Source organism: Salinirubellus salinus, assembly GCF_025231485.1.
In the GTDB taxonomy this organism is placed as follows: Archaea; Halobacteriota; Halobacteria; order Halobacteriales; family Haloarculaceae; genus Salinirubellus; species Salinirubellus salinus.
In genome coordinates this window covers 170116-193202 of the sequence record NZ_CP104003.1, presented here as the reverse complement: position 1 = coordinate 193202, position 23087 = coordinate 170116, and the positions used below count along the sequence as shown (strand labels likewise).

Sequence of the window (23087 nt, the reverse complement as noted above, 5' to 3'; positions counted from 1 at the left end):
GTCCGGTCTCAGCTGGCGACGGGCCGGGACGACCGGAACGCCTCGCTCTCGGAGAGGAACGTCTCGAAGTCGTTCGGTTCGATGCCGTAGGTCTCCGCGTCGGCCATCGGGTTCGCCCCGTAGCCACCCTCCTCGAACCAGGCGTACATGTCGGCCATCTCGTCGCCGGCCATCGCCCGGTAGTCGTCGATGTCCGGGCGGACGTGCGCAACGTCGTGGCCGACGACGTCCGAGAGGGCGGCCGCGATCTCCGCTGGGGTTCGGTTGTCGCCGGCGAGTTCGACCGTCGTGCCGACGAACCGCTCGGGGTCGGCGAGCGCCATCGCGACGGTCTTGCCGATGTCCGTCGCGTCGAGGAGCGCGAGCGGCGTGTCGGGCGACATGGGGATCGTCACCGTCCCGTCGGCGATCTCCTCGGCCTGGAAGGACGCGAGGTTCTGCATGAAGTACACCGGCCGGACGACGGTGTAGTCGAACCCCAGTTCCTCGATCCGTTCCTCCACGCGAGCCTTCGACGCGAAGTGTGCCAACGGTGCCGCGTCCGCGCTCCCGACCGAGGAGTAGACGAACCGCTCGACACCGGCTTCCTTCGCGGCCTCGACGAGGGTGATTCCCTGCGCCGTCTCGGCGTCTGTGCCCGCCTCGAAGAACGTCGTCACGCAGAAGACGGCGTCCATCCCTTCACAGCACTCGCGCATCCGCGCCGCGTCGGTGAGGTCTCCTTCGAGGACAGTCACGCCGCGCGACTCGAGTGCGCGGGCCGCGTCGCTGTCGGCGTCACGGGTCAGTCCGTAGACGTCGTAGTCGCCGTACGCTCCCGAGAGGAGGTGTTCGACGACGCTACCACCCTGTGTACCGGTCGCACCGGCTACGAGTACCTTCATGACTCTACACGCTCCGATGGCTGGCTGACGGCATAAGCACTCGACGACACATGCTAACTGCGGCACGTTCGCCGTCGCACGTGTGAACGGACACCCGCCGACACGCCGAGGGGAACACGCCACCGGCCGGGACCGGCGGACTCAGACGTAGATGTACCCTTCAACCGGGTCGTAGCGGTCCTCCTCGACAGCGAACCCGCTGTCCACGGCCCACGCCGTCGCCACCGTCGCCACCAGACTGTCGAGCGCGTCCCCCTCCGGGTCCCCGAGCAGTCGCTCTCGAATCGGGTCGGGCACCTCGACGCCACACGCCACGAGGCCGTCGAGAATCCGCTCGCGCCTCTCGGGGCCGTCGGGGTAGTTCGCGTCGTCCTTGTACTTCGTGTCCGGGAGGCCGAGGTCGCGGAGGGTGCCCGCGGGGTATATCTCGCAGAGCGTCGCGTCGGCGTCCCGGTCGACCATCGGCTGGACCGACACCGCCCCGTCCCTCACGAGCGGCCCCAGCACGTCCCGCATCCCGTGGAACGTCTGGTAGCGCGTGATGAACGAGTACGGCGAGGAGGCCCCCACGGGGCGGTCGGTGGCCCGCTTGAGTTCCACGCCGTCGGCGTCACTCGCGCGGGCCCGGTCCTTCCAGTCGGCCTGTGCGGCCAGCGCGTCCGCGTACTCGCGCTCGCGGACCCACCCGAGGCTCGCGGCCCACGAATCGACCGACTCGGGGAGGACCGGTCGGGGGAGCCCGAACGAGAAGTCCAGTCCCGTCACGTCCCCCTCACGGACGAACGCGCGGAGGCCAGCGAGGACGGCCCTACGGCCGCTCGCGTCGAACGCCTCGCTCGCGGGTCGGGCGTCGGTCACCCGTAGCCGCTGGCCGTCCCACTCGCCGGTCGTGAGCCACACGTCCTCGCCCGGTTCCGCGGAGCCACTGAAGTCGACGCCGGTGACCTGCACGGTCGGGGTTCGGGCGGTGGGTGTGAAATCCTACCGGCGGCGGCAGGCGGGGCGTGACCCTGAACAGTTATCGGCGCCCCCGCCGGAGTCGGGGACATGACCGGATTCTCCAGTCGCGTCGAACAGGTCTCCATCTCTGGCATCCGGAAGGTGTTCGAGGCCGCCGGCGAGGACGCCATCAACCTCGGGCTCGGCCAGCCGGACTTCCCGACGCCCGAACACGCCCGGACCGCCGCCGTCGAGGCCATCGAGTCGGGCGCGACGGACGCCTACACGTCGAACAAGGGGACCATCGAGTTGCGAGAGGCCATCGCCGAGAAGACGGCCCGCGACAACGGCTACGACGTGGACCCGGCGCACCTCATCGCCACGGCGGGCGGGAGTGAGGCGCTCCACGTCGCCATCGAGGCCCACGTCGACGCGGGACAGGAGGTGCTCATCCCGGACCCCGGGTTCGTCTCCTACGAGGCGCTGACGCACCTCGCTGGCGGGACGCCCGTCCCCGTCGACCTTCGCGAGGACCTGACGATGGACCCCGCCGACGTCGAGGCGGCCATCACCGACGACACCGCGATGTTCGTCGTCTGCTCGCCCGCGAACCCGACCGGGGCGGTCCAGTCCGAGGACGACATGCGCGAGTTCGCCCGCATCGCCGACGAGCACGACGTGGTCTGTCTCTCCGACGAGGTGTACGAGCGCATCGTCTTCGAGGGGGCGCACCACTCGCCGATGCAGTTCGCCGAGACTGACAACGTCGTCGTCGTCAACGCCTGCTCGAAGACCTACTCGATGACCGGGTGGCGACTCGGGTGGGTCGCCGCCTCGAACCGCCGCATCGAGCGGATGCTCCGGGTCCACCAGTACGCGCAGGCGTGTGCCGCCGCACCCTCCCAGTTCGCCGCGGAGGCCGCGCTCTCCGGACCGCAGGACGTCGTCGACGAGATGGTCGGCGCGTTCGCCGAGCGCCGGGACGTGTTGCTCGACGGCCTCACCGACATGGGACTCGACGTGCCGACGCCGAAGGGGGCGTTCTACGCGATGCCCCGCGTGCCGGACGGGTGGGTGGACGAGGTCATCGACCGCGGTGTGGTGGTGGTGCCGGGCGACGCGTTCGGCGCGAACGGGGCCGGCCACGCCCGCATCTCCTACGCCGTCGACGTGGAGACGCTGAAGGAGGCGCTGGAGGCGATGCGCGGCGCGACGAACGCCCTGCAGTAGGACGGTTCGTGGCGGCGGGGAGACCCGGGCCGGGTACGGTTTATGTCGCTGGAGACACATCCTCGTGCATGGCAATCGCACGCGAGGGACCCGGTCTGGCGGTCGGCACCCGGGCGCTCGCCTCGCAGGTCCACCCGGTGTTCATGTTGCCGCCGCTGGCGACCTCCGCGTTCGGCGCGGTGCTGGCGGGGTCGCTCGACACCACCCTGCTGGTCTGCCACCTCCTCGCGGTGTTCTTCGGGCTCTACACCGCCCACGTCAAGGACGGCTACGTCGACTTCCACCGCCGCGGCGAGGACGACGACCACCCGATGACCGCCCGTGGCTGTCGCCTCGCACTCGCCGGGTCGACGTTCGGGTTCGTCGTCGTCCTCGCCGCCATCGTCGCCCTGACGGACCCCTTCGCCGCGGTGCTGGTCGCGCCGGGGTGGCTGATCGGCTACCTCCACGCTCCGCAGCTCGACACCAACCCGGTCACGGCCACGGTCGGCTACCCGGCCGGCATCGCGCTGGCGCTCCTCGGGGGCTACTACGTGCAGGCGGGGTCGCTCTCGCCGCTCGTCCTCGCGCTCGCCGGCGTGTTCCTGCTCGCGCTCGCCGGCGTGAAGGTCATCGACGACTCGAAGGACTACGAGTACGACCGCTCCATCGAGAAGCGGACCGTCGCCGTCGTCCTCGGACCCGCCCGGGCCCGCTCGTTCGCCTACCTCCTGATGGGCGTCGGGATGTTCGCCGTCCTCGCGATGGCCGTCGAGGGAGTGCTCCCGCCGAGTGCGCCGCTCGCGTCCGTGGCGTTCGGCCTCGTCGCCGCCGTCGCCTACCGCGCCCCGCCTCGACTCGCGACGATGTTGCTGGTCCGGGGTGCCTACGTCTTCCTCGCCGTCCTCCTCGTGGCGGTCTGGTTCCAGCCGCTCGCGGGCCTGTCGCTCCCCGACATCGGCGTGTTCGGCCCGTACACCTACCTCGTCACGGAGGTGGGGTTCGGCACCGCCGCGGCGCTCCTCCTCCACCGGGCGCGGGCGTGGTGGTCTGCCGCCCGGACCGTCGCCGTGCTCTATCCCGTCGCGTACCTCTGGGACTGGTACACGCTCGAGGTCGGCGTGTTCTCCATCCCGCTCCGCACCGGCATCGAACTCCTCGGCATCCCGCTGGAGGAGCACCTCTTCATGCTCGTCGTCCCGGCGTTCGTCGTCGGGGTCCACGAGAACCTGCGGCGGGCGGACCGCGAGGTCGACCGCGAAGGCGAGTAGGACGCCCGGAGTTTTGTCGGCCGCCGCCGACTCCCCACCATGCGACTGCTCACGGACGACGACGTGGCCGCCCTCGAGCCGAGCGAGGTCGTCGGCGCGATGGAACGGGCGGTCAGGCTCCACGCCACTGGCGAACTCCGGGCACCACCGCGCTGGTCGGTGGAGGCGGTCGGTGCTGGCGGGAACGAGCCACCGGGCGACCTCGTGTTCACCTGCGGGGCCACCCCCGAGGCCATCGGCTTCCGCGTCTACGAGACCCTCGGGAGCGGCGAGGGGCACACCCAGCTCACCGCGGTCTGGGACGGCCAGAACGGCCGCTTCCGCGGACTCGTCGAGGGCCACCGCCTCGGTGTCGCCCGCACGGCAGGCCTCAACGGCGTGGCCATCGACCACCTCGCGCGGGACGACGCCTCCGTACTGGGCGTGCTCGGCACCGGCCCGCAGGCCCGGATGGGCGCGCGCGTCGCCTGTGCGGTCCGCGAGTTCGACTCGGCGCGGGTGTTCTCGCCGACCCGTGAGCACAGAGAGACGTTCGCCGAGCGGATGGCCGCGAAACTCGGCGTCCCCGTCGAGGCCCACGAGTCGGCCGAACCGGTAGTCCGCGAGTCGGACGTGCTCTACGTCGCCACCGACGCTCGGTCGCCCGTCTTCGAGCCGGACTGGGTGCGCGACGGGACCCACGTCTGCACCCTCGGGCCGAAGTTCGAGGGCGCTCACGAGGTGCCGCTCGCGCTCGCGGACCGTGCCAGTGCCGTCGTCACCGACTCGCTCGCACAGGTCGACGGCTACGCGGACTACCGCGACCCGTCCTTCCTCGCGCCCGAGCGGTTCGTGGAACTGGGTGACGTGGTGTCGGCGGAGCTCGGACGCGACCCGGCCGACGTCACGCTGTTCTGCTCGGTGGGGCTGGCGGGGACCGAGGTGGTGCTGGCCGACCGACTGCTCGGCGGGTAGCGCCCGAAGACTCATACAGGACCGCCGACACGTCCAGCCGTGAAGTCCGATAACGTCCCGAACGACGAGCCGGTCGGTCGTCGCATCTGGTCGGGCGGGAGGGAAGGACCGCTCACGACGGCCCGGCTCGACCTGCTTGCGGCCGGTTTCGGCGCGGTGGTCGCGGTGGGGGTGGCCGCCCTGACTCTCATCGGCCCGGCGTTCGCGGCCCTCGTCGCGGGACCAGTCGCGGGCCTCACCAACCGTGTCTACGACGCGGAACTCGGAACGGGGTTCGTGAGTGGGACTGCCGGTGCCGTCGCCGGAGCCGTCCTCGGAGCCTTCACCGGCCTGGTTGGGGCGAACCCCGCAGCGGCCGGCGGCGTCCTCCTGCTCGCGCCGTTCGTCGGCCTCCTCGCCGGGGGACTGGCCGTGCCGTTCGGCCACGCCCGCCAGAGCTTCGAAGCCGGCCGAGGTGGGCGCTGACTCAGCGTTCCAGTTCGCCCGCCACGAGCCACATCCCCGCGGCCGCGCCGACCGCGATGAAGAGGCTCTGGACGCCGAAGGGTAGTTGCTCGGGCGGGAGGAGCGTCGCCTCGAGCACGAGCCCGAGGAGCGCCGCCACGACGAACCCGCCGACCGTGAGGCGGACGCGCTGGTCGCGGCCGGCGTCGGCCCCCTCGCTCCCCTCCTCGCCGCTCATCTCGCCGTCGAGACGATCTTCACCACGTCGCCCTCCTCGAGTTCGTGGTCCTCACCCACGCGCCGGCCGGCCTTCGCGTCGACCGCGTGGAGGTAGCCGTCGCCGATGTCCGAGTGGACGGCGTACGCGAGGTCCTTCGGCGTCGACCCGCTCGGGAGCAGGAAGGCGTCGGGCAGGACGTTCCCGTCCCCGTCGGTCCACCTCCCCTCGTTCTGGACCGGGTAGGCGGTGACGTGGTCGAGCAGGTCGTAGACGGCCGTGTTCAGCGCCGTCTGCACGCCCGTCCCGCCGAACTCGTCCATCACCCCGCGGACCTGTTCGAGTCCCTTCGCCTGCGCGTCGCTGAGGTCGCCCGTCACCTCGAACGTCTCGTCGCCGGGGTCGTAGTCGACGAGGCCGGCGTTCGCGGCCTGCCGGAGCGCGAGTTCACCCTCCGCCGTGCAGGGGACGACGATGTCGGCCGCCTCGCGCAGTCGCGCGAGGTTCTCCGCCGGCGCCACGTCGGCCTTGTTCGCGACGACGACGATGGGTTTCGTCTGCTGGCGGATCTTCCGCGCGAGCTCCTCCTTGTGCTCGTCTGTCCACTGGAACGGGTCCTCCGGGTACTCCATCGAGCGCAGGACGAGCGCCACGTCGTACTCCGTCGCCCCCACCCCCGTGAGCATGTCCACGAGCGCGTCGTCGAGGTCGAACTCCGGCGACCTCGATTTGCGGCCGATACTCTCCCAGTTGCGCTCGACGATGCTCGCCAGCCAGAGGTCCATCTCCTCCTCGACGAAGTCCACGTCCTGTACCGGGTCGTACGAGCCGAGTTCGACCGGTTCGCCCTCCGCGTTCGTCCCCCCGGAGGCGTCCACGACGTTCAGGATGACGTCGGCGTTCGTCAGCGCGTCGAGGAACTGGTTGCCCAGTCCACGCCCCTCGTGGGCGCCGGGGACGAGACCGGCCACGTCGATGAGCTCGACCGGGACGTAGCGCTTGCCGTCGTGGCAGTGCTCGTCGCCACACCGTTCCTCGCGGTCGAGACAGGGACACTCGGTGCGGGCCTGACTCACCCCGCGGTTCGGGTCGATGGTGGTGAACGGGTAGTTCCCCACGTCCACGTCGGCCATCGTCGCGGCCTTGTAGAAGGTCGACTTGCCGGCGTTGGGCTTGCCGGCCAGCGCGATAGAGAGCATGGTACGGGTACCGCAGACGGCCGGAAGGGGGTTTCGGTCGTTCGACCCGGTGTACGTCCCCGGCGACGCTTTTTCTCAGGACAGGTGGGCCGTGTTTCCAGCACCGTGAGAACCACCTACACGGCTATCGTCTCGGCCGACCGATACCGACCCATGGAGCGACTCGAACACGAAGGCGGCGGGGCGGCCTTCGACGCACGGCGGGCCACGCTCGCCGGACTGCCGCCGGTCGAACGGACCGTGGCGGACGGTACCCTCCACGAGACACGCCGGTTCCGCGGACTGAGCCGCGAGCAGGCCATCGGCTACCTGACGCACCTCGGTGGCACGCGGCGCGACGCCCACACCGTCACGGGTGACGGCTGGGAGGCGACCCTCACGGCACGGAAGGTCCCGGTCGGCCCCTCCTACCGGCTCACAGAGGTGACCATCAGCTGGGTCGGCGACCGGGCCGTCCTCGAGGACGTCATCCTCCACTTCCGCCTGAAGGCGTTCCGTGCCCCCGGGTGAGTCCGGGGCCGCTTCGCCCGGAGACTCAACGCAACTCGAACTCGTGGATCGGCCACTCCGTCTCGTAGGAGAGCGCGACGGCCCGCTCCTCCTCGGTCGGTGCCCGCACGCTCAGTTCGACCGGGTCGTCGATGGCCACGTCCTCGTAGGCGGCGTCGACGCGTCCCAGCAGTCGCCCCCCGGAGTCCAGTTCCACCACGGCCACCGTGTACGGGGCGTCGCCCTCGAACGCCGGCGGCGCGGTGTGGACCTCGGTGTAGCTGTGGACGTGGCCCGTGTTCGGCTGTGACTCCACGTCGACCGCGCGACTCCCGCACTCGTAACAGGCCGGCCGCGGCGGGATCAGGACCTGCCCGCAGTCCGCACAGACACCACCGAGCAGGTCCCCGTCCGCCAGCGCGTCGAAGAACCCCGGCAGCGTGAGCGGGCTGTCGGCGTCCAGTTCGTGGTCCGTCATCGCGCCACCCCCTCGGTCGTCAGGACGTGTCCGACCGTCACGGCGTCGGCGAGGCCGCCCTCGTTCAGCAGGAGGGCGTGTTCGGCCCCCTCGACCTGCCGGTCGCCCGCCCGGCCGGTCAACTGCTCGTAGGCCTCGACGGCCTGCAACACGCCCGTCGCGCCGATGGGGTGACCGCGAGCCTTCAGGCCGCCGCTCGTGCTGAGTTCGACGTCCGTCCACCCCTCGTCGCGCTCCTCGGGCGGGAGCGGGCTCTGGTAGCCGCGACCCTTCGGTGCGAACCCGGCGGCCTCCGCCAACAGCGCCTCGCAGACGGTGAACGCGTCGTGGACCTCGGCGATGTCGATGTCCCCGGCCTCGAGACCCGCCTCGTCGTAGGCCGTCTGGGTTGCGGTACGCGCGCCGTGCACCTCCGTCAGGTCGCGCTCGGCCACCGAGAGGGTGTGTGCCGCCGCGCCACTGCCGGCGACCCGGACCGCGTCGACGCCGAGTTCTGCGGCCTTCTCGGCCGTCGTCACGAGCGCCACCGCCGCGCCGTCGCCCACCGGCGCACACTCGTACAGTTTCAGCGGCTGGGCGATCGGCGGTGACTCCAGCACGGTCTGGACGTCTATCTCCTCCTGGAACTGTGCCCGCGGGTTCTGCGCCCCGTTGCCGTGGTTCTTCACCGCGATCTCGGCGAGATCACGCTCCGTGGCGTCGGTCTCATGGAGGTACCGCTGGGCCAGCATCGCGTACTGACTCGGCGCGGTCACGCCCGAGCGCTGTTCGAGCGCCCGGTCGAACGCCGCCGAGAGCGCGTCCGTCGCGCCACCGGTCCCCCCGGCGGTCATCTTCTCGACGCCGCAGGCCAGCACCGCCTCGTGCTCGCCGTTGCGGACGTCCTTCACCGCGTGACGGAACGAGAGTGCGCCCGCGGCCGCACATCCCTCGACCCGCTCGGCGGGCACGTCACGCATCCCCGCCCACTCCGCGAGCAGGGTACCCAACATGATCTGGTGTTCGTACTGCTCGGACTGGTTGCCGACGTAGAGTGCCTCACACACGTCTGCTGGGTCCGGCAGGCCGTCGAACGCTTCTGCGAGTGCCACCGAGAACAGGTCGCGCCCGGGGAGGTCGGTCCGACCGAGCGTGGAACTGCCGACGGCGGCGACGACTGGCTCTGGCATCCTCCGGAGGTCACGGCCGAACCGTGTTAACTCTTGGCGGTGGAGAGCAGTTCGTCGAACCGTTCCTTGCCGAACGCCCGTGGTTCGTTGTCGAACGTGAACACCTCGTGGGTGCAGGTACCCGACCAGTCCGTCTCGACCATCCCCTCGGCGATGGCCTCGAAGTCGACCTTCCCCAGCCCGACCGGGAGGTGTTCGTCGCCGCTCGCGGTCCGGGTCTCGTTCAGGTGGACGTGCGAGATACGGTCGCCGTACTCGCGCAGGAGGTCGGCCTGCTCGCTCCCGTACTGGCCGGTGACGTGGGCGTGGCCGCTGTCGAGACACGCCGTCGCGGCCGTCTCCTCGAACAGGTCCGGGAGGTCGCCGGCGTCGAAGAACGGCGACTTCACGTTCTCGACGACGGCCTCGAACCCCCGCTCGTCGGCGTACTCGGTCAGGCGGTCGATGGACTCGTAGAGGCAGTCCCGGACCTGGTCGTGCGGCCACTTCGATGCCCGCACCTGCGTCGTGGCGTGGTAGACGCCCGTCTCGGCCCCGAGCTCGACGGCCGTGTCGATGCTCGCCTCCAGTTCGCGCAGCGAGCCCTCGCGGACGTGTTCGAGCGGGGTGCCGACGTCGACGCGATAGGGGAGGTGGACCAGCAGGTCGAGGTCGTACGTCGCCGCGAGGTCACGGACCGCCTCGGTGTCGACGCGTCGCCGGTCGAACTGGTGGTCCATGTTGAGTTCGAGGAAGTCGAAGCCCCGCTCGGCGGCGAACGCGAACGCGGTCTCCTCGTCGGCGCCGTTCTCGACGGTGAACCCCTGTTGAATCGTCATACCCGGTGGGGGTCGTCGTCGACCAAAAGTGTGTGCGCCAGCCTACCGCTCGGCCTCGGCGATGGCGTCCCCGAGGGTCTCCTCCATCGCCGTGTCGTCGCCGATGGAGTCGTACTCCTCGTCGGCGTCTGCAACCGTGTCCGCGTCCTCCGCCGCGTCCTCGACACGCCGGACCGCGGGCGTGAGCGAGTCCCAGTCCGTCTCGGGGGGTTCGGGCGCCGGGTCCGTCTCCTCGCTCGGGTCGTCTTCGACCGTCTCCGCTTGGTCACGGGGCGCTCCTTCCAGTCCCGCCTCGCTCTCCACGTCCCCGATGGACGGCCGGGCCTCGTCGCGGACGATACTCATCTCACCGCGGGCGCGGATGGACCCGTCCACCTCTGCGTCGTGGTGGAGCGTGAGGTCCTCACAGGAGACGTCGCCGCGGACGTGCGCGTCGGCGGCGATGGTGACGTGGCCGTTGCGGGTCGTCACGTCACCGTGGACGACGGTGGCCTGCCCGACGGAGAGGTCACCCTTCGCGCGCAGGGAGCCGAACATCTCGCTGTCGGAGCCCACCTCGAGCGTCTTGGCCCGGACGTTGCCGTGGAGCCGACAGCCGTCGCCGATGGTCGCGGGCGTGGAGACGCGCCACGCGTCGTCGCTCACGCGTGAGCCACGCGGGACGACGACGGGGTCGTGTTCGCGTTCCTGCGCGGCGTGGAGTTCGTCGACCATCTCCTCGGCCGTCTCGTCCTCGCCCATCCGCAGCAACTGGGTGAGGTACATGAAGAAGAAGACGATGGCCGGCATCGGGTTGCGGATGACGATCCAGCCGTTGGCCTCGAACCCCTCCTCGATGTCCACGTCGTCGCCGATGTCGAGGTCACCCGACACCATCAACTGGCCGCCGACGTGGACCCGCTCGCCGAGGTAGGCGTCGCCGCCGACGAGGACGTTCCCGTCCACGTCGCACCACATGTCGAGGCGGCAGTCGCCGTTGGCCTCGATGTCGCCGCCGAAGTTCACGCGCTCGCCGGCGAACACGTTCCGCCCTCGGACGCCGAACTCGACGGCGCTCTGCCCGCCGACGACCACGTCACCGTCCGTGACGAGATCGTGTTCCTCGACGGTCGTCCCGTCGGGGATGGCGAGTCGGTCCAGCGGGTCGGAACGGACTGACACGGCAGGCATTGACGCTGGCGCCTGCTTAAACCCTCACGCCGCGTCAGCCCAGCGTCTGACGTTCGGCAGACGCCAGGGCGTCGGAACCTCGGACGGTTCAACCGGTCCGGCGCTACTCCGTCAGGAAGAACTCCGACTTCTCGCGGCGGAAGGGCGAGCGGTCGCGCACGGCTTCCACCGCCGAGGGACGCGGGTGGCGGACGATGACGACGTCGTAGGCGTCGCCGGCAGCGACGGTGCTCCCGACGCTGCTGAGCGTCGTCGCCAGGCGGCCGGCGTTCTCGCTCCCGACGAAGACCAAGGTCGCCTCCTCGTCCAGCGCGAGGGTCCGCAGCCGCGAGGCGATGGTGCCGGCCGTGGCGTGCTCGTCGACCGTACGGTGGACGAAGTCGGCGGCGGGTGCGAGCCGACTGACCTGCTCGTGGACCCCGGCGAGGATGTCCTCACGGTCGAACGGTTCGCCGGCGTCGAGCCAGCCCCGTTCCCGTGCGTACGAACGGTTCCCGTCCGGGATGATGGTCACCGCCACCACCCGATCTCCGAGCACCTTGTTGAACTCCACGGCCCTGACGAGGGCCGCCTCGGCCAGTTCACTCCCGTCGAAGGCGACGACGAACGTCATCGTGCAGCGTTTACGAGCCGTCGATAATCAAGTTCACGAGCGACACGACCGGACGGCTCAGCCCGCGGTGGCCTCGTCGACCTCGGCCTCGACGTCGCCGAGGGTGTCCCGTCCCTCGTCGTCCTCGACGACCGTCTCCTCCCCGTCGTCCGGGTCGGTGTCGTCACCGCCTTCGTCGATGGCCTCGCGGGCCTGCGCCTGCCAGTCACGCACCCGGTCGGCGCTCACGCCCTGCACCTCGCTCGCCACCGCCTCCGGGTCGGCGTCGGCGAGCTTCACGAGCGAGTCGATTCCCGCGTCCGCGAGCTTCTCGGCCGTCTTCTTCCCGATGCCGTCGAGGTCCTCCACGTCGGTCTTGCGCTGGCGGGCCTGGTACTCCTCGAAGTTACAGATGGGACAGCCCAGCTCCCACGGGTCGTCCTCGTCGTCCTGCACGACGTGGAGTTCGGGCAGGTCGTGCTCCTCGCAGTAGGTGTCGGTCACCTCGATGTCGCCACGCCGCGGGAGCGGCAGCGAGTAGTCGCACTCGGGGTAGCGCGTACAGCCGACGAGCCGGCCACCCGCACGGGTCCGTTTGATGGCGAGTGCCCCCTCGTGGTCGTCACCACAGTCCGGGCAGGCCCCGATGACCACGTCCTCCTCGTCCTCGGCCTTCTCGGCCTCGCACTGGGGACAGCCGTGGACGTACGTCGAACGGCCAGCCAGCATCTTCACGTGGCGCAGGTCGTGCTCCTCGCACGTCTCGTCGATGGGCGTCGGCTCGCCGTTCGACGGGAGCGGCAGGGTGTACTCGCAGTCGGGGTAGCCGTCACAGCCGACGAAGTACGACCCGCGCCGGGAGCGCCGCACCAGCAGCGTCTCGCCACACTCCGGACACGGGCCGAGCGTCTTGTCCGCCTTCAGCCCGTCGCGGAGGTGGTCCCCGACCGCCTCGCGTGACTCGTGGAGCTCCTCGAAGATGACCGAGAGCATCTCGCGGGACTCCTCGGTCACCTCGTCCAGCGTCACCTCGCCGCTGGCGATGCGGTCCATGTCCCGCTCCAGTTGCGCGGTCATCCCCTCGTCGACGATGCGGTCGGCGAACTGCTCGGCCGCCTCGACGACGGCCATCGCGAGTTTCGTGGGGCGCGGCGGATCGCCCTCGATGTAGTTCCGGTCGTAGAGCTTCTGGAGCGTGTTGTGCCGGGTCGACTTCGTCCCGATGCCGAGGTCCTCCATCGTCTCGATGAGCCGCGACTGACCACGCCGGCGCGGGGGCTGGGTCTGCTTGGCCTCCAGTCGCACGTCGCTCACCGCCAGCGACTCGCCCTCGGTCACGTCCGGGACGAAGTTCTCGCTCGTCGAGAGGTACGGGTAGACCGCGTGGTAGCCCGGATCGAGCAGGCGCTTGCCGTTGGCCTTCAGCAGACAGCCGTTGGCCGCCGCGACCACGCGGAGGTGCTCCCACGTCGCCGGCTCCGCACAGGTCGCGAGGAACCGCCGGACGACGAGTTCGTACAGTTCCCACTCGTCCGCCGAGAGATCCTGTCGCGGCGGGAGTTCACCCGTCGGGTGGATGGGCGGGTGGTCGGTGGTCTCCTTCTCGCCGCGCGTGGGTTCGACGTCGTCGGCCTCCAGCAGCGAGGCGGCGTCCTCGCCGAACGTCCCGGTGTCGGCGAACGTCTCCAGCAGGGCGACGGGGTCGGTGTCCTCCGGGTAGACCGTGTTGTCCGTCCGGGGATAGGTGATGTAGCCAGCCGTGTAGAGTTCCTCGGCGACGCTCATCGCCTTCTGCGCGGAGTGCCCGAGCGAGGAGGCGGCGCTGATGAACTGCGTGGTGTTGAACGGGGTCGGCGGCTGGTCGGTGCGGGTCCGCCGGTCGACCTCCGTGACGGTGGCCTCGCTCGCCGCCAGCAGCTGCTCGTGAGCGGCGTTCGCCGCCGCTTCGTCCCAGACGCGTTCGTTCTCGCGGCCCTCCTCGCGGAAGAAGTACTGGGCCTCGAACGCGCCGTCGGCGTCCTCGCTCGTGAGGTCGGCGAACAGTTCCCAGTAGTCCTCCGGGTCGAACGCCTCGATCTCGCGTTCGCGGTCGACGATGAGTTTGAGCGTGGGCGACTGCACCCGGCCGACCGAGATGAAGTCGTTGCCGAGCTGGCCGGAGGAGAGCGACAGGAACCGGGTGAGTGCGGCCCCCCACATCAGGTCGATCATCTGTCGGGCCTCGCCGGCGGCGGCGAGGTCGAAGTCCAGTTCGTCGGGGTCGGCGAACGCCTCGGTCACCTCGCGTTCGGTGATGGAGGAGAACCGGACGCGCCTGATGGGGACGTCCGCCACCTCCTCGACGAGTTCGTACGCCTCCTTCCCGATGAGTTCACCCTCGCGGTCGTAGTCGGTGGCGATGACCGCGGCGTCGGCCTCGCGGGCGAGGTCCTGCAGCGTCCGGACGATGTTCTCCTTCGTCGCGCGCTTGACCATCGGCGCGTCGACGAGTTCGACCGGTTCGACGTCCCGCCAGTCGTCGTACTCCGGCGGGAAGTCGACGCCGACGACGTGGCCCGAGAGACCCACGCAGCGCTTGCCGCCCCAGCGGTAGACGTTGACCCCGTTGCGCCGGTCCGTGCCGAACGACCCGTCACTGAGGATCTCCGAGATACGGCGGGCGGCGTTGTCCTTCTCCGTGATTATCAGTTCCACGGTGTCCACCCGCGTGTCCGCGTCGTGCTCATTGGGGGCGACTATGCCGTTCCCGTGTCTAAACCTTTCGGGGCCAGAACGCCGGAAACCGCCCGAAGGCGCGCGTACGCGGCCTCGGGCGAGGGGCGCGTGCGGCGGCGCGCGCACGTGAACGTACGCTCACGAGGCGGCGACTGTCGACACCCGCGTGTGGGCTGCGGGTACCCACCGCGAGGCGAAGCGAACGACTTTGCCACGCTGGCGTGACCGTCAAGCATGCACGTCACTCGCCGCGTCCTCGAAGGAGCGGGCGACGGCCAGGCCGTCCTCTGTCACGGGCCACCGCTCACGGGCAAGCGCGAGTTCCTCGTCACCCTCGTCGGCCAGGCGGTAGCGGCCGGTCACCCCGCGCTGTTCGTCACCACCGACGAGAACGCCGCGGGGCTGTTGAGTCGCTATCCCGACGCGTTCCCGGCCGACCGGACCGGCATCGTGGACTGCACCGACTCGCGACCACCCGAGACGGGACACGTCGTCCATCGGGTCGCCTCCGCGGCCGACCTGACCGGCATCGCCGTCGCGGTCTCGAAGGCGCTGGACGAACTCGACCACGGCGACCGACCGGTCGTCGTGGTCGTCGACTCCGTGACGACGCTCACGCTCTACGCCGCGTTCGGCCGCGTGTTCCGGTTCCTCCACAGTTTCATCCAGCAGGTCCGAGACCGGGGCGGCGTCGTCGCGTTCAGCCTCGACGACGACAGCGTCGCCCGCGAGGAGCGAAGCCGGTTCCTGTCGATCGCCGACAGCCGCGTCGAGTGTCGTAACGCCGCCGAGTGCCGACTCGTCGACGAGGAGGGTGGCGCCAGTGAGTGGCGTCGGCTGGAGGACCCCGGCACGGTCACCGTCGATGCGGGCGAGGCGGCGACGGCGGCAGCCACGGACAGCGCGGCACCGGGGGTGGAACGCCAGACCCACACGAGTCAGGAGTCGCTGGCGGCACTCATCGCCGCCGTCCGACAGGGACGGCCGACGCTCACGTTCGGGAACGTCCCGTCAGAGACGGACGTCGGGCCGCTCGTCGAGCGCGCACAGCGGCACGCCGTCGGCGTCGAGGAACTCCAGTTCGGCGGCGGCGTTCCAGCGGGTGTGGCGATGCTCCACGACGGCGCGGAGTTGCTGGCCGCGGGCGCACTCGAAGAGGCTGTGGTCGGCATCGACGACCCGTTCGGCGACGTGGACGGGACCCGCTCGTCCGTCGTCGAGGCGCTCCCGACGGACGTGTTCGCGACGAACGAGGCTGGCAGGGGCCGTCTACTGCGCGCGAGTCGTACCGTCGAGCGACTGGCGCTCCGCGAGGGGTCCGGGACGGTCCACGCCGGCTTCCAGCTGTTCTCCCGACTCACGCGCGACCGGGACACGGTCGGCGTCTACGAGCGACTGCTGGCGGAGGGCGTCGAGGTCCACCTATACGGCGAACTGGACGCCTCGCTGCCGGAGCCGCTCGACGGCGCCGTCGTCCGCGGGCTCCCCGCCGAGGAGGTGGGCGACGCGTGGTTCGTCGTCTACGACGGCGACACGGACGCGGGGGGTGCACTCGTCACGCGCGAACTCGAGCCCGGTCGCTACGACGGCTTCTGGAGCTACGATGGGGCCGTGGTCGAGCGAGCCCTCGACTACCTCGAGACGGAGTACGGCGCCGTCGAAGCCTGAGTCCGGGAGACATCCACGAACCGGCGAGGGTTTAAGTCGGATGGCGCGACCAGTCCCGCGCGTGCCCTGGACGGAGCCACGCGGGGCCGGAGCGGGTGTGTCGGCCACCCCGCGTGGAGCGACGTGACGGCCGGCCTGTCCGCCACTCCCGAGCGACGGCTACGGCCGCTCGAGCATCGCCATCACGCCACCGCCACCACCGACGCTCATCCCGACGAACCCACGGGCGAGGTCCTCGCGCTCCAGTTCGTAGGCGAGCGACGCGGCTATCATCCCACCGCTGGCCCCGATGGGGTGGCCGTAGGCGACGGCCCCACCACGCGTGTTGAGTCGCTCGCGCGGCACGCCGACCCGGTCCATCACGTGGACCATCTGCGCGGCGAACGCCTCGTTCACCTCGTAGCGGTCGACGTCCTCGACCGCGAGGTCGTTCTGCGCCAGCAGGGCCTCGACGGCGGCGGCGACGGCGTCGTTGAACCACTTCGGGTCGCGGTACTGGACCGCGTAGTCCGTGACGCGAGCCATCGGTTCGAGCCCGGCGGCCTCGGCGGCCTCGGCCGTCGCCAGCAGGACGAACCCCGCACCGTCCGAGAGCTTCGAGGCGTTGCCCGGCGTGATGGTCCCGGGGTCGGCGAACGGCGTCGGGAGTCGCCCGAGCGCCTCCAGCGACGTGTCGGCACGCGGCCCCTCGTCCGTGTCGACGACCCGGTCCGGCGTCTCGACGGGGACCATCTCGTCGTCGAACAGGCCCGCCTCCGTCGCCGCGACGGCGCGTTCGTTCGACTCCAGGGCGTACCGGTCCTGTCGCTCGCGGGTGATGCCCTCGCGCTCGACCAGTGCCTCGGTCAGCTCGCCCATATGGGCGTCGTACGAGACGTCCCAGAGCGAGTCGTAGATCATCGAGTCCTTCAGCGTCGCGTCGCCCATCCGCTCGCCCTTCCGGTGGCCCGGCAGGACGTGCGGGGCGTTCGTCATCGACTCCATCCCGCCCGCGATGGCGAACTCGGCCCGCCCCGCCGCGAGGTGGTCGTGGGCGTTCATGATGGCCCGGACCCCCGACCCGGAGGCCTCGTTGATGGTCGTCACCGGCGTCTCCTTCGGCAGCGTCGAGGCGTACACCGCCTGGCGGCCTGGAACCTGCCCGATGCCGGCCTGGATGGCGTTGCCTACGGTGACGTAGTCGACCTGTTCGGGCGCGAGGGCAACGCGGTCCAGCAGTCCGTCGAGCGCCGTCCGCCCCAGTTCGACGGCGCTCACGTCCGCGAGGCCGCCGAGCAGTGCGCCGTGAGGCGTACGAGCACCGTCCACCAGTACGACGTCGTGCATACCGAGGTCTGTACCTCGACACACATATAGAGGCTCGTGAGTCGAGGGTAACCGCCGTCCTCGCCGTCGTGGGCGCGAGACGGCTACGCGTCGTCGTCGGCCGCCTCCCGCAGCGCCTCGGCCGCCTTCGTCACCCGTTCGAGCGTCGCGTCGGCGTCCGCGTACCCCTTCTCGTAGTCGCGCACCGCGTCGTCGTACTCGTCGAAGAACGCCGCCAGTGAGTCGTCCATACCCGTCCGAAGCGGCCGCGACACTAAGGTGGGGTGGTCCCGCCGGAAGAACGGGCAACGGGCCTACTCCAGCATCACGCCGTAGCCCGTCCCGAGGACGGTACCGTAGGCGACGAACGCGAGCAGGACGTAGGCGTCGAGGTTCGGGAGCGGCATCAGGAACGGTGTCGCGGTGTTGACGACGAGCGGGACGGCGAGTATCCCGACGCCGACGGCCAGCGCGATCCCGTACCCCGTGCCGACGAGCAGCCCCGTCGTCGCCCGCGGGGTGTCGTCGAGCGCGCCGCCGAGCAGTCGGTTCAGGTCGGCGTCCTGCTTCGCCACGGTCCGGACGCGCCGCTCGTACTCGTCGAACCGACCGCCGACGGCGACCCGGAACGCCACCGCGAACAGTGCCGCGAGCGCCAGCCAGACGGCCCACGACCCGACGACCGAGCCACCCTGCCCGGCCAGCGAGCCGACGTACCGCAGGTGGACGAGGCCGGCGAGGTGCTGGAGGACGAGCCCGCCGACGAACGCGCCGAACAGCGCGCCGAAGAGGGTCGCGCGTCGACGGCGCGCCCGCGCCGAGAGGTCGGCCCCCAGCGTCTCGGCGTCCGTCGGCAGCGTCGAGCGGTACGTCGCGCCGAGGACGCCACCGAACGCGACGTACCCGAGGAGGACGGCGGGGTCGGTGTGCGGCAGTGGCAGGGCCGAGGCCGTCGTCTCGTCGACGAAGAACGGGACGAGCACGAGGCCGACCACCGCCGCGAGACCGGCCCCGTAGGCCGCCCCCCGGCGGACGGCGTCGGCGAACGGCGTCGACGACTCGACCTGCTTGCCGAGCGTGAGCGCGAACCCGAGCGCGAACAGCACCGCCAGCGCGGCCCAGACGGCCGTCCCGCGGGCGAACGTCGCGTTCCCCGCGAGGTCGCCGAAGTACCGCAGGTAGACCGGCCACCCGGCGTAGAAGACGAACGTGGAGGCGACGGCCGCACCGGCCGCACCGTACACCGTCGCCCGGGTGCGCTCGGCGCCGAGCAGGGGTGTCTCGCGCCGGCGGACGACGCCATATGTCAACCCGAAGACCATCCCGAAGGCACCCCACCCGAGCAGGACGCGGGGGGTACCCAGCGGCACCTGCAGCGTGAACGTCGTCACGCGGTTCACGTAGAGTGGGAGAGTGAAGAGGCCGAACAGCACACTCAGCACGCCGACGGCACTCCCGAGACGGAGCCCCGAGCGGCGGGCCGTCTCGTCGGCGAACAGCGCGACGCCGACGGCCGCGAGCAGGGCGAACAGGTAGACGCTCAGGATGCCGCGTTCGAGCGTTCCGGAGCGCGTGAGTGTGCCGACGAACCGGAGGTGCACCGGCGAGATGAGGTAGAGCAACACCGAGCCGACGGTCCCCGCGACGAGCGTGGACGCGGTGACGGCACCGACCCGGTCGACGAGCTTGTCCGGGAGGACCGAGCCCCCTTCGACGCCGCGGGCGTAGCCGTACCCCGCGAACAGGCCGTAGACGGTCCACCCGGCGAGGACGGCCCGGTCACCGAGCGGGGAGGCGAGCGTGAACTGCGTCTCGCTGTTGACGACGGCCGGCACGGCGAACAGGCTCAGGGCGACGCCGGCGAGTGCCCCGAAACAGATGCCCGCGAACGCCGTCCGCCGGGTGTATCCCGGTCCACGACCGCCGAGCTTCGCAGCGGTCACCGCGAAGACGGCTGTCAGGACGAACGCGGTGGCGAAGAAGACGAGCAGACCACGACCCACGGACCCGCTCCCCACGACGGCGCCGACATACCGGAGGTGCAGCGGCGCGAGCAGAGCCAGCGTCCCCCCGCCCAGCGCTCCTCCGAGGAGCGTCCCGTAGACGACCCCACGTCCACGGTCGGTCCCGAGGCCGAGGGTGGGGAGCGACCCGTCCAGCGTCGTCCCGTAGCCAGCGCCGATGACGGTCCCCGTGAGGACGTAGCCGAGGGCGACGGAGGAGTCGACGATGGGCACCGAGGGGCGGTAGTCCGTCGCCACGTCGACGGCCACGGGGACGCCGACGAAGCCGACGACGACGGCCGCGGCGGCACCGAACAGCACGCCGATGCCGGCGGCGGTGGTCCCGAGCATTGACCGCCGGACCGCGGGCATCAACAGCCGTCGGAGCGTGGTGCTGCGCGAGGTCAGCGCCACCACGACGGTGGTGTAGCGGTTCAGACTGCGCGAGGCGACGTAGGCGAAGCCGAGACCGAGGAGGAGACAGAGCCCGAACCAGGTCACGAGCGACTGGGCGAACGCTGCCTCGCCACTGAGTGCACCCACCAGTCGGAGGTGGCCCGGCGCCAGTCGCTCCATGGCGGCCGCGCCGACGGCCCCACCCACCAGGGCTCCGACGACGGCCGCCTGGAACTCGGCCCCGCCGAGCCGCGATGCGGACGTGTTCGTGTGATCTCGTATCTCTCGGGTCGTCACTGTCCACCGTCTGGAATACCGCACGGTAAAGGGTTCCGTGGGGATGAAACGGGAGTTTATGTCCGGCGCCACAGAACCGCCTGACGGGACGCCGCCGCTCGCCACCCCCTGGTATTTATACGTTCGCCGTCAGCGCGGCAGAACGCTTATTCGGCACACGGGCCTCCGATACGTGGTACGGAGGCACACATCATGGCATACGAGTTCCCGAGTGAGGCGTGGATGGAGGAGTACAAGAACCGACTGAACGAGAGCGAGGAGTACGGAGAGCAGGGCGCCGGCTGGGGCGTCGGGTTCGACGGCGACTTCATCTTCCACATCGTCGCTGACGACCGACTCCCGGAGGACCGCTACTTCTACATCGCACTCGAGGATGGCAAGTGTACCGCGGTGAAGGAGGTCGACGACCTCGACGAGGTCGAGCACGGCTTCGTCATGCGGGGCGCCTACTCCGACTGGCAGAAGCTCAACGACGGCGAGATGGGTGCCATCGACGGGATGATGTCCGGCGTCTTCGACCTCGAGGGTGACATGCAGAAGGTCATGCAGTACTCCGGTGCCGCGGTGGCGATGACGGAGACGAGCGCGAGCATCGACACCGAGTACGCGTACTGACCATCCTGTTACGCTCGGGTCCGCTTCGCGGACCACTCGCGTAAAACAGTGGGTGCGAACGGCGCTCCTCGCTCCACTCGGAGCGAGTGAAACCGCGGCGTCGCCGCGGTACGCTGGCTTCTACCGCACCGCCTCGCACCGTACAGCCGTGGCACCGTGTCGGTCCGTCTCGCCCCACGCAAAGACACTTCCCTGACCCCCCGTACGGCGCGAGTATGACCGATGCCCTCCCCTACGCCACGCTCGAACGGATGCTCCAACGCGTCGAACCCGAGTGGCGGCTCGAATGTGCGGAACCGGTCGAGAGTGGGTTCTCGGCGGTCTATCGGCTCTCGGTCTCCGGTGGCGACGTGGACACCTGCTACCTGAAGTGTACCACGGAGGGCGACGGCGAGGGCGTCTCGGCGGACGCCCGCATCCAGCGACTCCTCGAGGACGGGACCGACGTCCCGGTGACGCCGGTCCTCGGCGTCGTCGACGACGACCCCGACCTGCCCGCGCCGTTCCACCTGAGCGCCGCCGTGCCGAGCGAGACCCTCCCCTACGAGGCCGTCGGCCGAGTCTCCGACGACGTCTTGCAGGGCCTCACGCGTGACGTGGGACGCCACCTCGGGTCGCTGCACACGCTCGACGCCGTCGACGCCTTCGGCTACGTCGCCAACGGAGGGCCGTCGCTCGACGGCGAGCGGCCGAGCGGCGACCCGAGCGACCTCCGCGTCGTCCGCGGGCGCGAGACGTGGCCCGAGTATCTGTGGGCGCGGACGCGGGCGGAACTCGACCGCCACGTAGACTCCCGGTTCGCGGCCCTCACCGAGCGGCTGACGGTGTGGTTCGAGGAGCGAATCGCCGCGCTCTCGGGCCCGTTCCGGCCCGCGCTGGGCCGGAACGACCACGGCTTCCACAACCTCCTCGTGGACCCCGACGCGGGTCGAGTGACCGCCCAGCCCGACTGGGCGTACACGCTCGCCGTGCCGCCCGCGTTCGACTTCGAGTTCGCGGCCTACCTCTACGGCGGGTCGTTCCTCGCTGGCCTCCCCGACGTGCGTGACCGCCGTGTCACGACTTCGTCGCGCCACGAGGTCCGTGGCGAGCCACGGGACCGCCGGCCCCTCGTCCGCGAGGCGCTGCTCGACGGGTACGCGGAGACAGCATCCGGCCTCGTCGACCGGGTGCGCGAGCCGACGCCGTGCTACGAGCTGCTGGCGGCGACGCGGGTGATGAACGACTTCGGCCACCTCGACCTCCCCGACGGGACGGTCGAGGCGGTCGCAGCGCGGTTCCGCACCGACGTCGAACGCGCACTCGACGCCTAGTCGAACATCTCGGCGCCACGCCCGATGCGCGTCTTGAACGCGCGGGCTTCGACGCCCGAGCGCTCGAAGGAGTCGAGCATCGCGCTGGCCACCGCGCCCCGGTCACCCTCGTGACAGGCCGCGATGACGGTCGGGCCGGCGCCGCTGATGGTGACGCCGGTGGCACCCGCCTCGACCGCGGAGGCGTGGACGTTCCCGTACCCGTCGATGAGTTCCGCACGCGCGGGCGTGACCACGGAGTCGTGCATCCCCCGGCCGACGAGGTCGGGGTCGTCGCGGGCCATCCCCACGGCGAGCGTCGCGGCGTTGCCGACCGTCTCGACGACCTGTTCCATCCGGGCGCCGTCGGGGACGACCCGACGGGCGTCGCGGGTCGAGACGACGATCTCGGGGAGGCAGGCGACGAGCGGGATGTCCGCGTCGACGCTCGTCACGCCGTCGTGCCGGGCGATGGTGAACCCGCCGAGGATGGATGGCGCGACGTTGTCGGAGTGTGCCGCCCCCGAGACGACGGCCTCGCCCTCGGCGGCGATGGGGACGAGTTCCTCGCGGGTGTAGCCCCGGTCGTAGAGTTCGTTCAGCCCGACGGCGGCGGCGGCGGCGCTGGCGGCCGAGGAGCCGAGCCCCGAGGCCGGGCGGATCCCCTTGTCGATGCGGATGTGGGCGGGCGCCTCCAGCGCCTCGGCGACGGCACCGACCGTGTTCTTCCGCGGGTCCTCGGGTATGTACTGGCTCCCCGCGCCCGTGACGGTGATGGTGGTCTCTGCGGCCTTCTCGACGCGGACCACGTCCGCCGGGCGTTCGAGGGCGACGCCGAAGACGTCGAACCCGCTGCCGAGGTTCGCACTCGTCGCCGGCGCCCGGACGGTGAGCATACCCGGCGTAACGAGAGGGGACGGTTAAATGTACCCGAACGAAGCAAGAAGGCCTATACCGGTCCCG

General features: G+C 70.7%; 22 protein-coding genes. 8 read left to right on the top strand and 14 right to left on the bottom strand.

Going from position 1 to position 23087, the window contains the following annotated elements; all coding sequences use genetic code 11:
• Nucleotides 1–8 precede the first annotated feature (8 nt).
• Both N0B31_RS01070 and N0B31_RS01065 read right to left on the bottom strand, forming a co-directional pair.
• On the bottom strand, nt 9–884 hold the full coding sequence (locus N0B31_RS01070; protein ID WP_260593895.1) for an NmrA/HSCARG family protein: 876 nt from the start codon (nt 882–884) through the stop codon (nt 9–11).
• A 141-nt stretch (nt 885–1025) separates the two neighbouring features.
• Nucleotides 1026–1835: a DUF429 domain-containing protein gene (locus tag N0B31_RS01065; protein ID WP_260593893.1), complete on the bottom strand. Its 810-nt coding sequence runs from the start codon at nt 1833–1835 to the stop codon at nt 1026–1028.
• A gap of 96 nt (nt 1836–1931) precedes the next feature.
• Between N0B31_RS01065 and N0B31_RS01060 the strand changes: the two genes are divergently transcribed.
• From N0B31_RS01060 to N0B31_RS01040, 4 genes are all read left to right on the top strand, one after another.
• Entirely contained in the window at nt 1932–3053 is a 1122-nt protein-coding gene (locus N0B31_RS01060) for a pyridoxal phosphate-dependent aminotransferase (protein ID WP_260593891.1), read from the top strand.
• A 68-nt stretch (nt 3054–3121) separates the two neighbouring features.
• Nucleotides 3122–4303 carry a lycopene cyclase domain-containing protein gene (locus N0B31_RS01055; RefSeq protein ID WP_368389210.1) on the top strand — a complete coding sequence of 394 codons (1182 nt, stop codon included), beginning with the start codon at nt 3122–3124 and terminating at the stop codon, nt 4301–4303.
• Between the two features lie 39 nt (nt 4304–4342).
• On the top strand, nt 4343–5257 hold the full coding sequence (locus N0B31_RS01045; RefSeq protein WP_260593890.1) for an ornithine cyclodeaminase family protein: 915 nt from the start codon (nt 4343–4345) through the stop codon (nt 5255–5257).
• A 39-nt stretch (nt 5258–5296) separates the two neighbouring features.
• Nucleotides 5297–5722 (top strand): hypothetical protein, encoded by a 426-nt coding sequence (locus N0B31_RS01040; protein WP_260593888.1) that lies wholly within the window; start codon nt 5297–5299, stop codon nt 5720–5722.
• Between the two features lies 1 nt (nt 5723).
• Here N0B31_RS01040 and N0B31_RS01035 read toward each other — a convergent pair whose 3' ends face one another.
• Nucleotides 5724–5939, bottom strand: coding sequence for a hypothetical protein (locus tag N0B31_RS01035; protein ID WP_260593886.1), 216 nt, complete (start codon nt 5937–5939; stop codon nt 5724–5726).
• A complete protein-coding gene (locus N0B31_RS01030; RefSeq protein WP_260593884.1) occupies nt 5936–7117 on the bottom strand; it encodes a redox-regulated ATPase YchF in 1182 nt (393 codons plus the stop codon). The genes N0B31_RS01035 and N0B31_RS01030 overlap by 4 nt, the downstream gene beginning before the upstream one ends.
• A 153-nt stretch (nt 7118–7270) precedes the next feature.
• Here N0B31_RS01030 and N0B31_RS01025 point away from each other — a divergent pair, with 153 nt between their 5' ends.
• Nucleotides 7271–7627 carry a MoaD-like domain-containing protein gene (locus tag N0B31_RS01025; RefSeq protein WP_260593883.1) on the top strand — a complete coding sequence of 119 codons (357 nt, stop codon included), beginning with the start codon at nt 7271–7273 and terminating at the stop codon, nt 7625–7627.
• 25 nt (nt 7628–7652) lie between these two features.
• On the opposite strand, the gene N0B31_RS01020 is transcribed toward N0B31_RS01025, so the two are convergent.
• From N0B31_RS01020 to N0B31_RS00995, 6 genes are all read right to left on the bottom strand, one after another.
• The gene (locus N0B31_RS01020; RefSeq protein WP_260593881.1) at nt 7653–8084 is read right to left on the bottom strand and encodes a Zn-ribbon domain-containing OB-fold protein; all 432 of its coding nucleotides are present in this window, start codon (nt 8082–8084) and stop codon (nt 7653–7655) included.
• The gene (locus tag N0B31_RS01015; RefSeq protein WP_260593879.1) at nt 8081–9253 is read right to left on the bottom strand and encodes a thiolase C-terminal domain-containing protein; all 1173 of its coding nucleotides are present in this window, start codon (nt 9251–9253) and stop codon (nt 8081–8083) included. The genes N0B31_RS01020 and N0B31_RS01015 overlap by 4 nt, the downstream gene beginning before the upstream one ends.
• A 26-nt stretch (nt 9254–9279) precedes the next feature.
• Nucleotides 9280–10071: a sugar phosphate isomerase/epimerase family protein gene (locus N0B31_RS01010; RefSeq protein WP_260593878.1), complete on the bottom strand. Its 792-nt coding sequence runs from the start codon at nt 10069–10071 to the stop codon at nt 9280–9282.
• Between the two features lie 42 nt (nt 10072–10113).
• Nucleotides 10114–11241: a polymer-forming cytoskeletal protein gene (locus tag N0B31_RS01005; RefSeq protein ID WP_260593877.1), complete on the bottom strand. Its 1128-nt coding sequence runs from the start codon at nt 11239–11241 to the stop codon at nt 10114–10116.
• Nucleotides 11242–11344: 103 nt separating this feature from the next.
• Entirely contained in the window at nt 11345–11854 is a 510-nt protein-coding gene (locus tag N0B31_RS01000; protein WP_260593875.1) for a universal stress protein, read from the bottom strand.
• Nucleotides 11855–11911: 57 nt separating this feature from the next.
• Nucleotides 11912–14527 carry a DNA topoisomerase I gene (locus N0B31_RS00995; protein WP_260593874.1) on the bottom strand — a complete coding sequence of 872 codons (2616 nt, stop codon included), beginning with the start codon at nt 14525–14527 and terminating at the stop codon, nt 11912–11914.
• A 255-nt stretch (nt 14528–14782) separates the two neighbouring features.
• Here N0B31_RS00995 and N0B31_RS00990 point away from each other — a divergent pair, with 255 nt between their 5' ends.
• Nucleotides 14783–16216, top strand: a complete 1434-nt coding sequence (locus tag N0B31_RS00990; RefSeq protein ID WP_260593872.1) for a DUF7504 family protein — start codon at nt 14783–14785, stop codon at nt 16214–16216.
• 159 nt (nt 16217–16375) lie between these two features.
• On the opposite strand, the gene N0B31_RS00985 is transcribed toward N0B31_RS00990, so the two are convergent.
• The 3 genes from N0B31_RS00985 to N0B31_RS00975 form a co-directional block, all read right to left on the bottom strand.
• Nucleotides 16376–17542: a thiolase family protein gene (locus N0B31_RS00985; RefSeq protein WP_260593870.1), complete on the bottom strand. Its 1167-nt coding sequence runs from the start codon at nt 17540–17542 to the stop codon at nt 16376–16378.
• A gap of 83 nt (nt 17543–17625) precedes the next feature.
• A complete protein-coding gene (locus N0B31_RS00980) occupies nt 17626–17772 on the bottom strand; it encodes a hypothetical protein (protein WP_260593868.1) in 147 nt (48 codons plus the stop codon).
• Between the two features lie 63 nt (nt 17773–17835).
• Nucleotides 17836–20217, bottom strand: coding sequence for a hypothetical protein (locus N0B31_RS00975; RefSeq protein ID WP_260593866.1), 2382 nt, complete (start codon nt 20215–20217; stop codon nt 17836–17838).
• 192 nt (nt 20218–20409) lie between these two features.
• On the opposite strand from N0B31_RS00975, the gene N0B31_RS00970 reads away from it, so the two are divergent.
• Together N0B31_RS00970 and N0B31_RS00965 are read left to right on the top strand one after the other, a co-directional pair.
• On the top strand, nt 20410–20832 hold the full coding sequence (locus tag N0B31_RS00970; RefSeq protein WP_260593865.1) for an SCP2 sterol-binding domain-containing protein: 423 nt from the start codon (nt 20410–20412) through the stop codon (nt 20830–20832).
• 215 nt (nt 20833–21047) lie between these two features.
• Nucleotides 21048–22145 carry a phosphotransferase family protein gene (locus N0B31_RS00965; RefSeq protein ID WP_260593863.1) on the top strand — a complete coding sequence of 366 codons (1098 nt, stop codon included), beginning with the start codon at nt 21048–21050 and terminating at the stop codon, nt 22143–22145.
• Here the strand turns inward: N0B31_RS00965 and N0B31_RS00960 are convergent.
• On the bottom strand, nt 22142–23020 hold the full coding sequence (locus tag N0B31_RS00960; protein ID WP_260593861.1) for a homoserine kinase: 879 nt from the start codon (nt 23018–23020) through the stop codon (nt 22142–22144). The two genes, N0B31_RS00965 and N0B31_RS00960, sit on opposite strands and share 4 nt — an antisense overlap.
• Nucleotides 23021–23087: the final 67 nt, after the last annotated feature.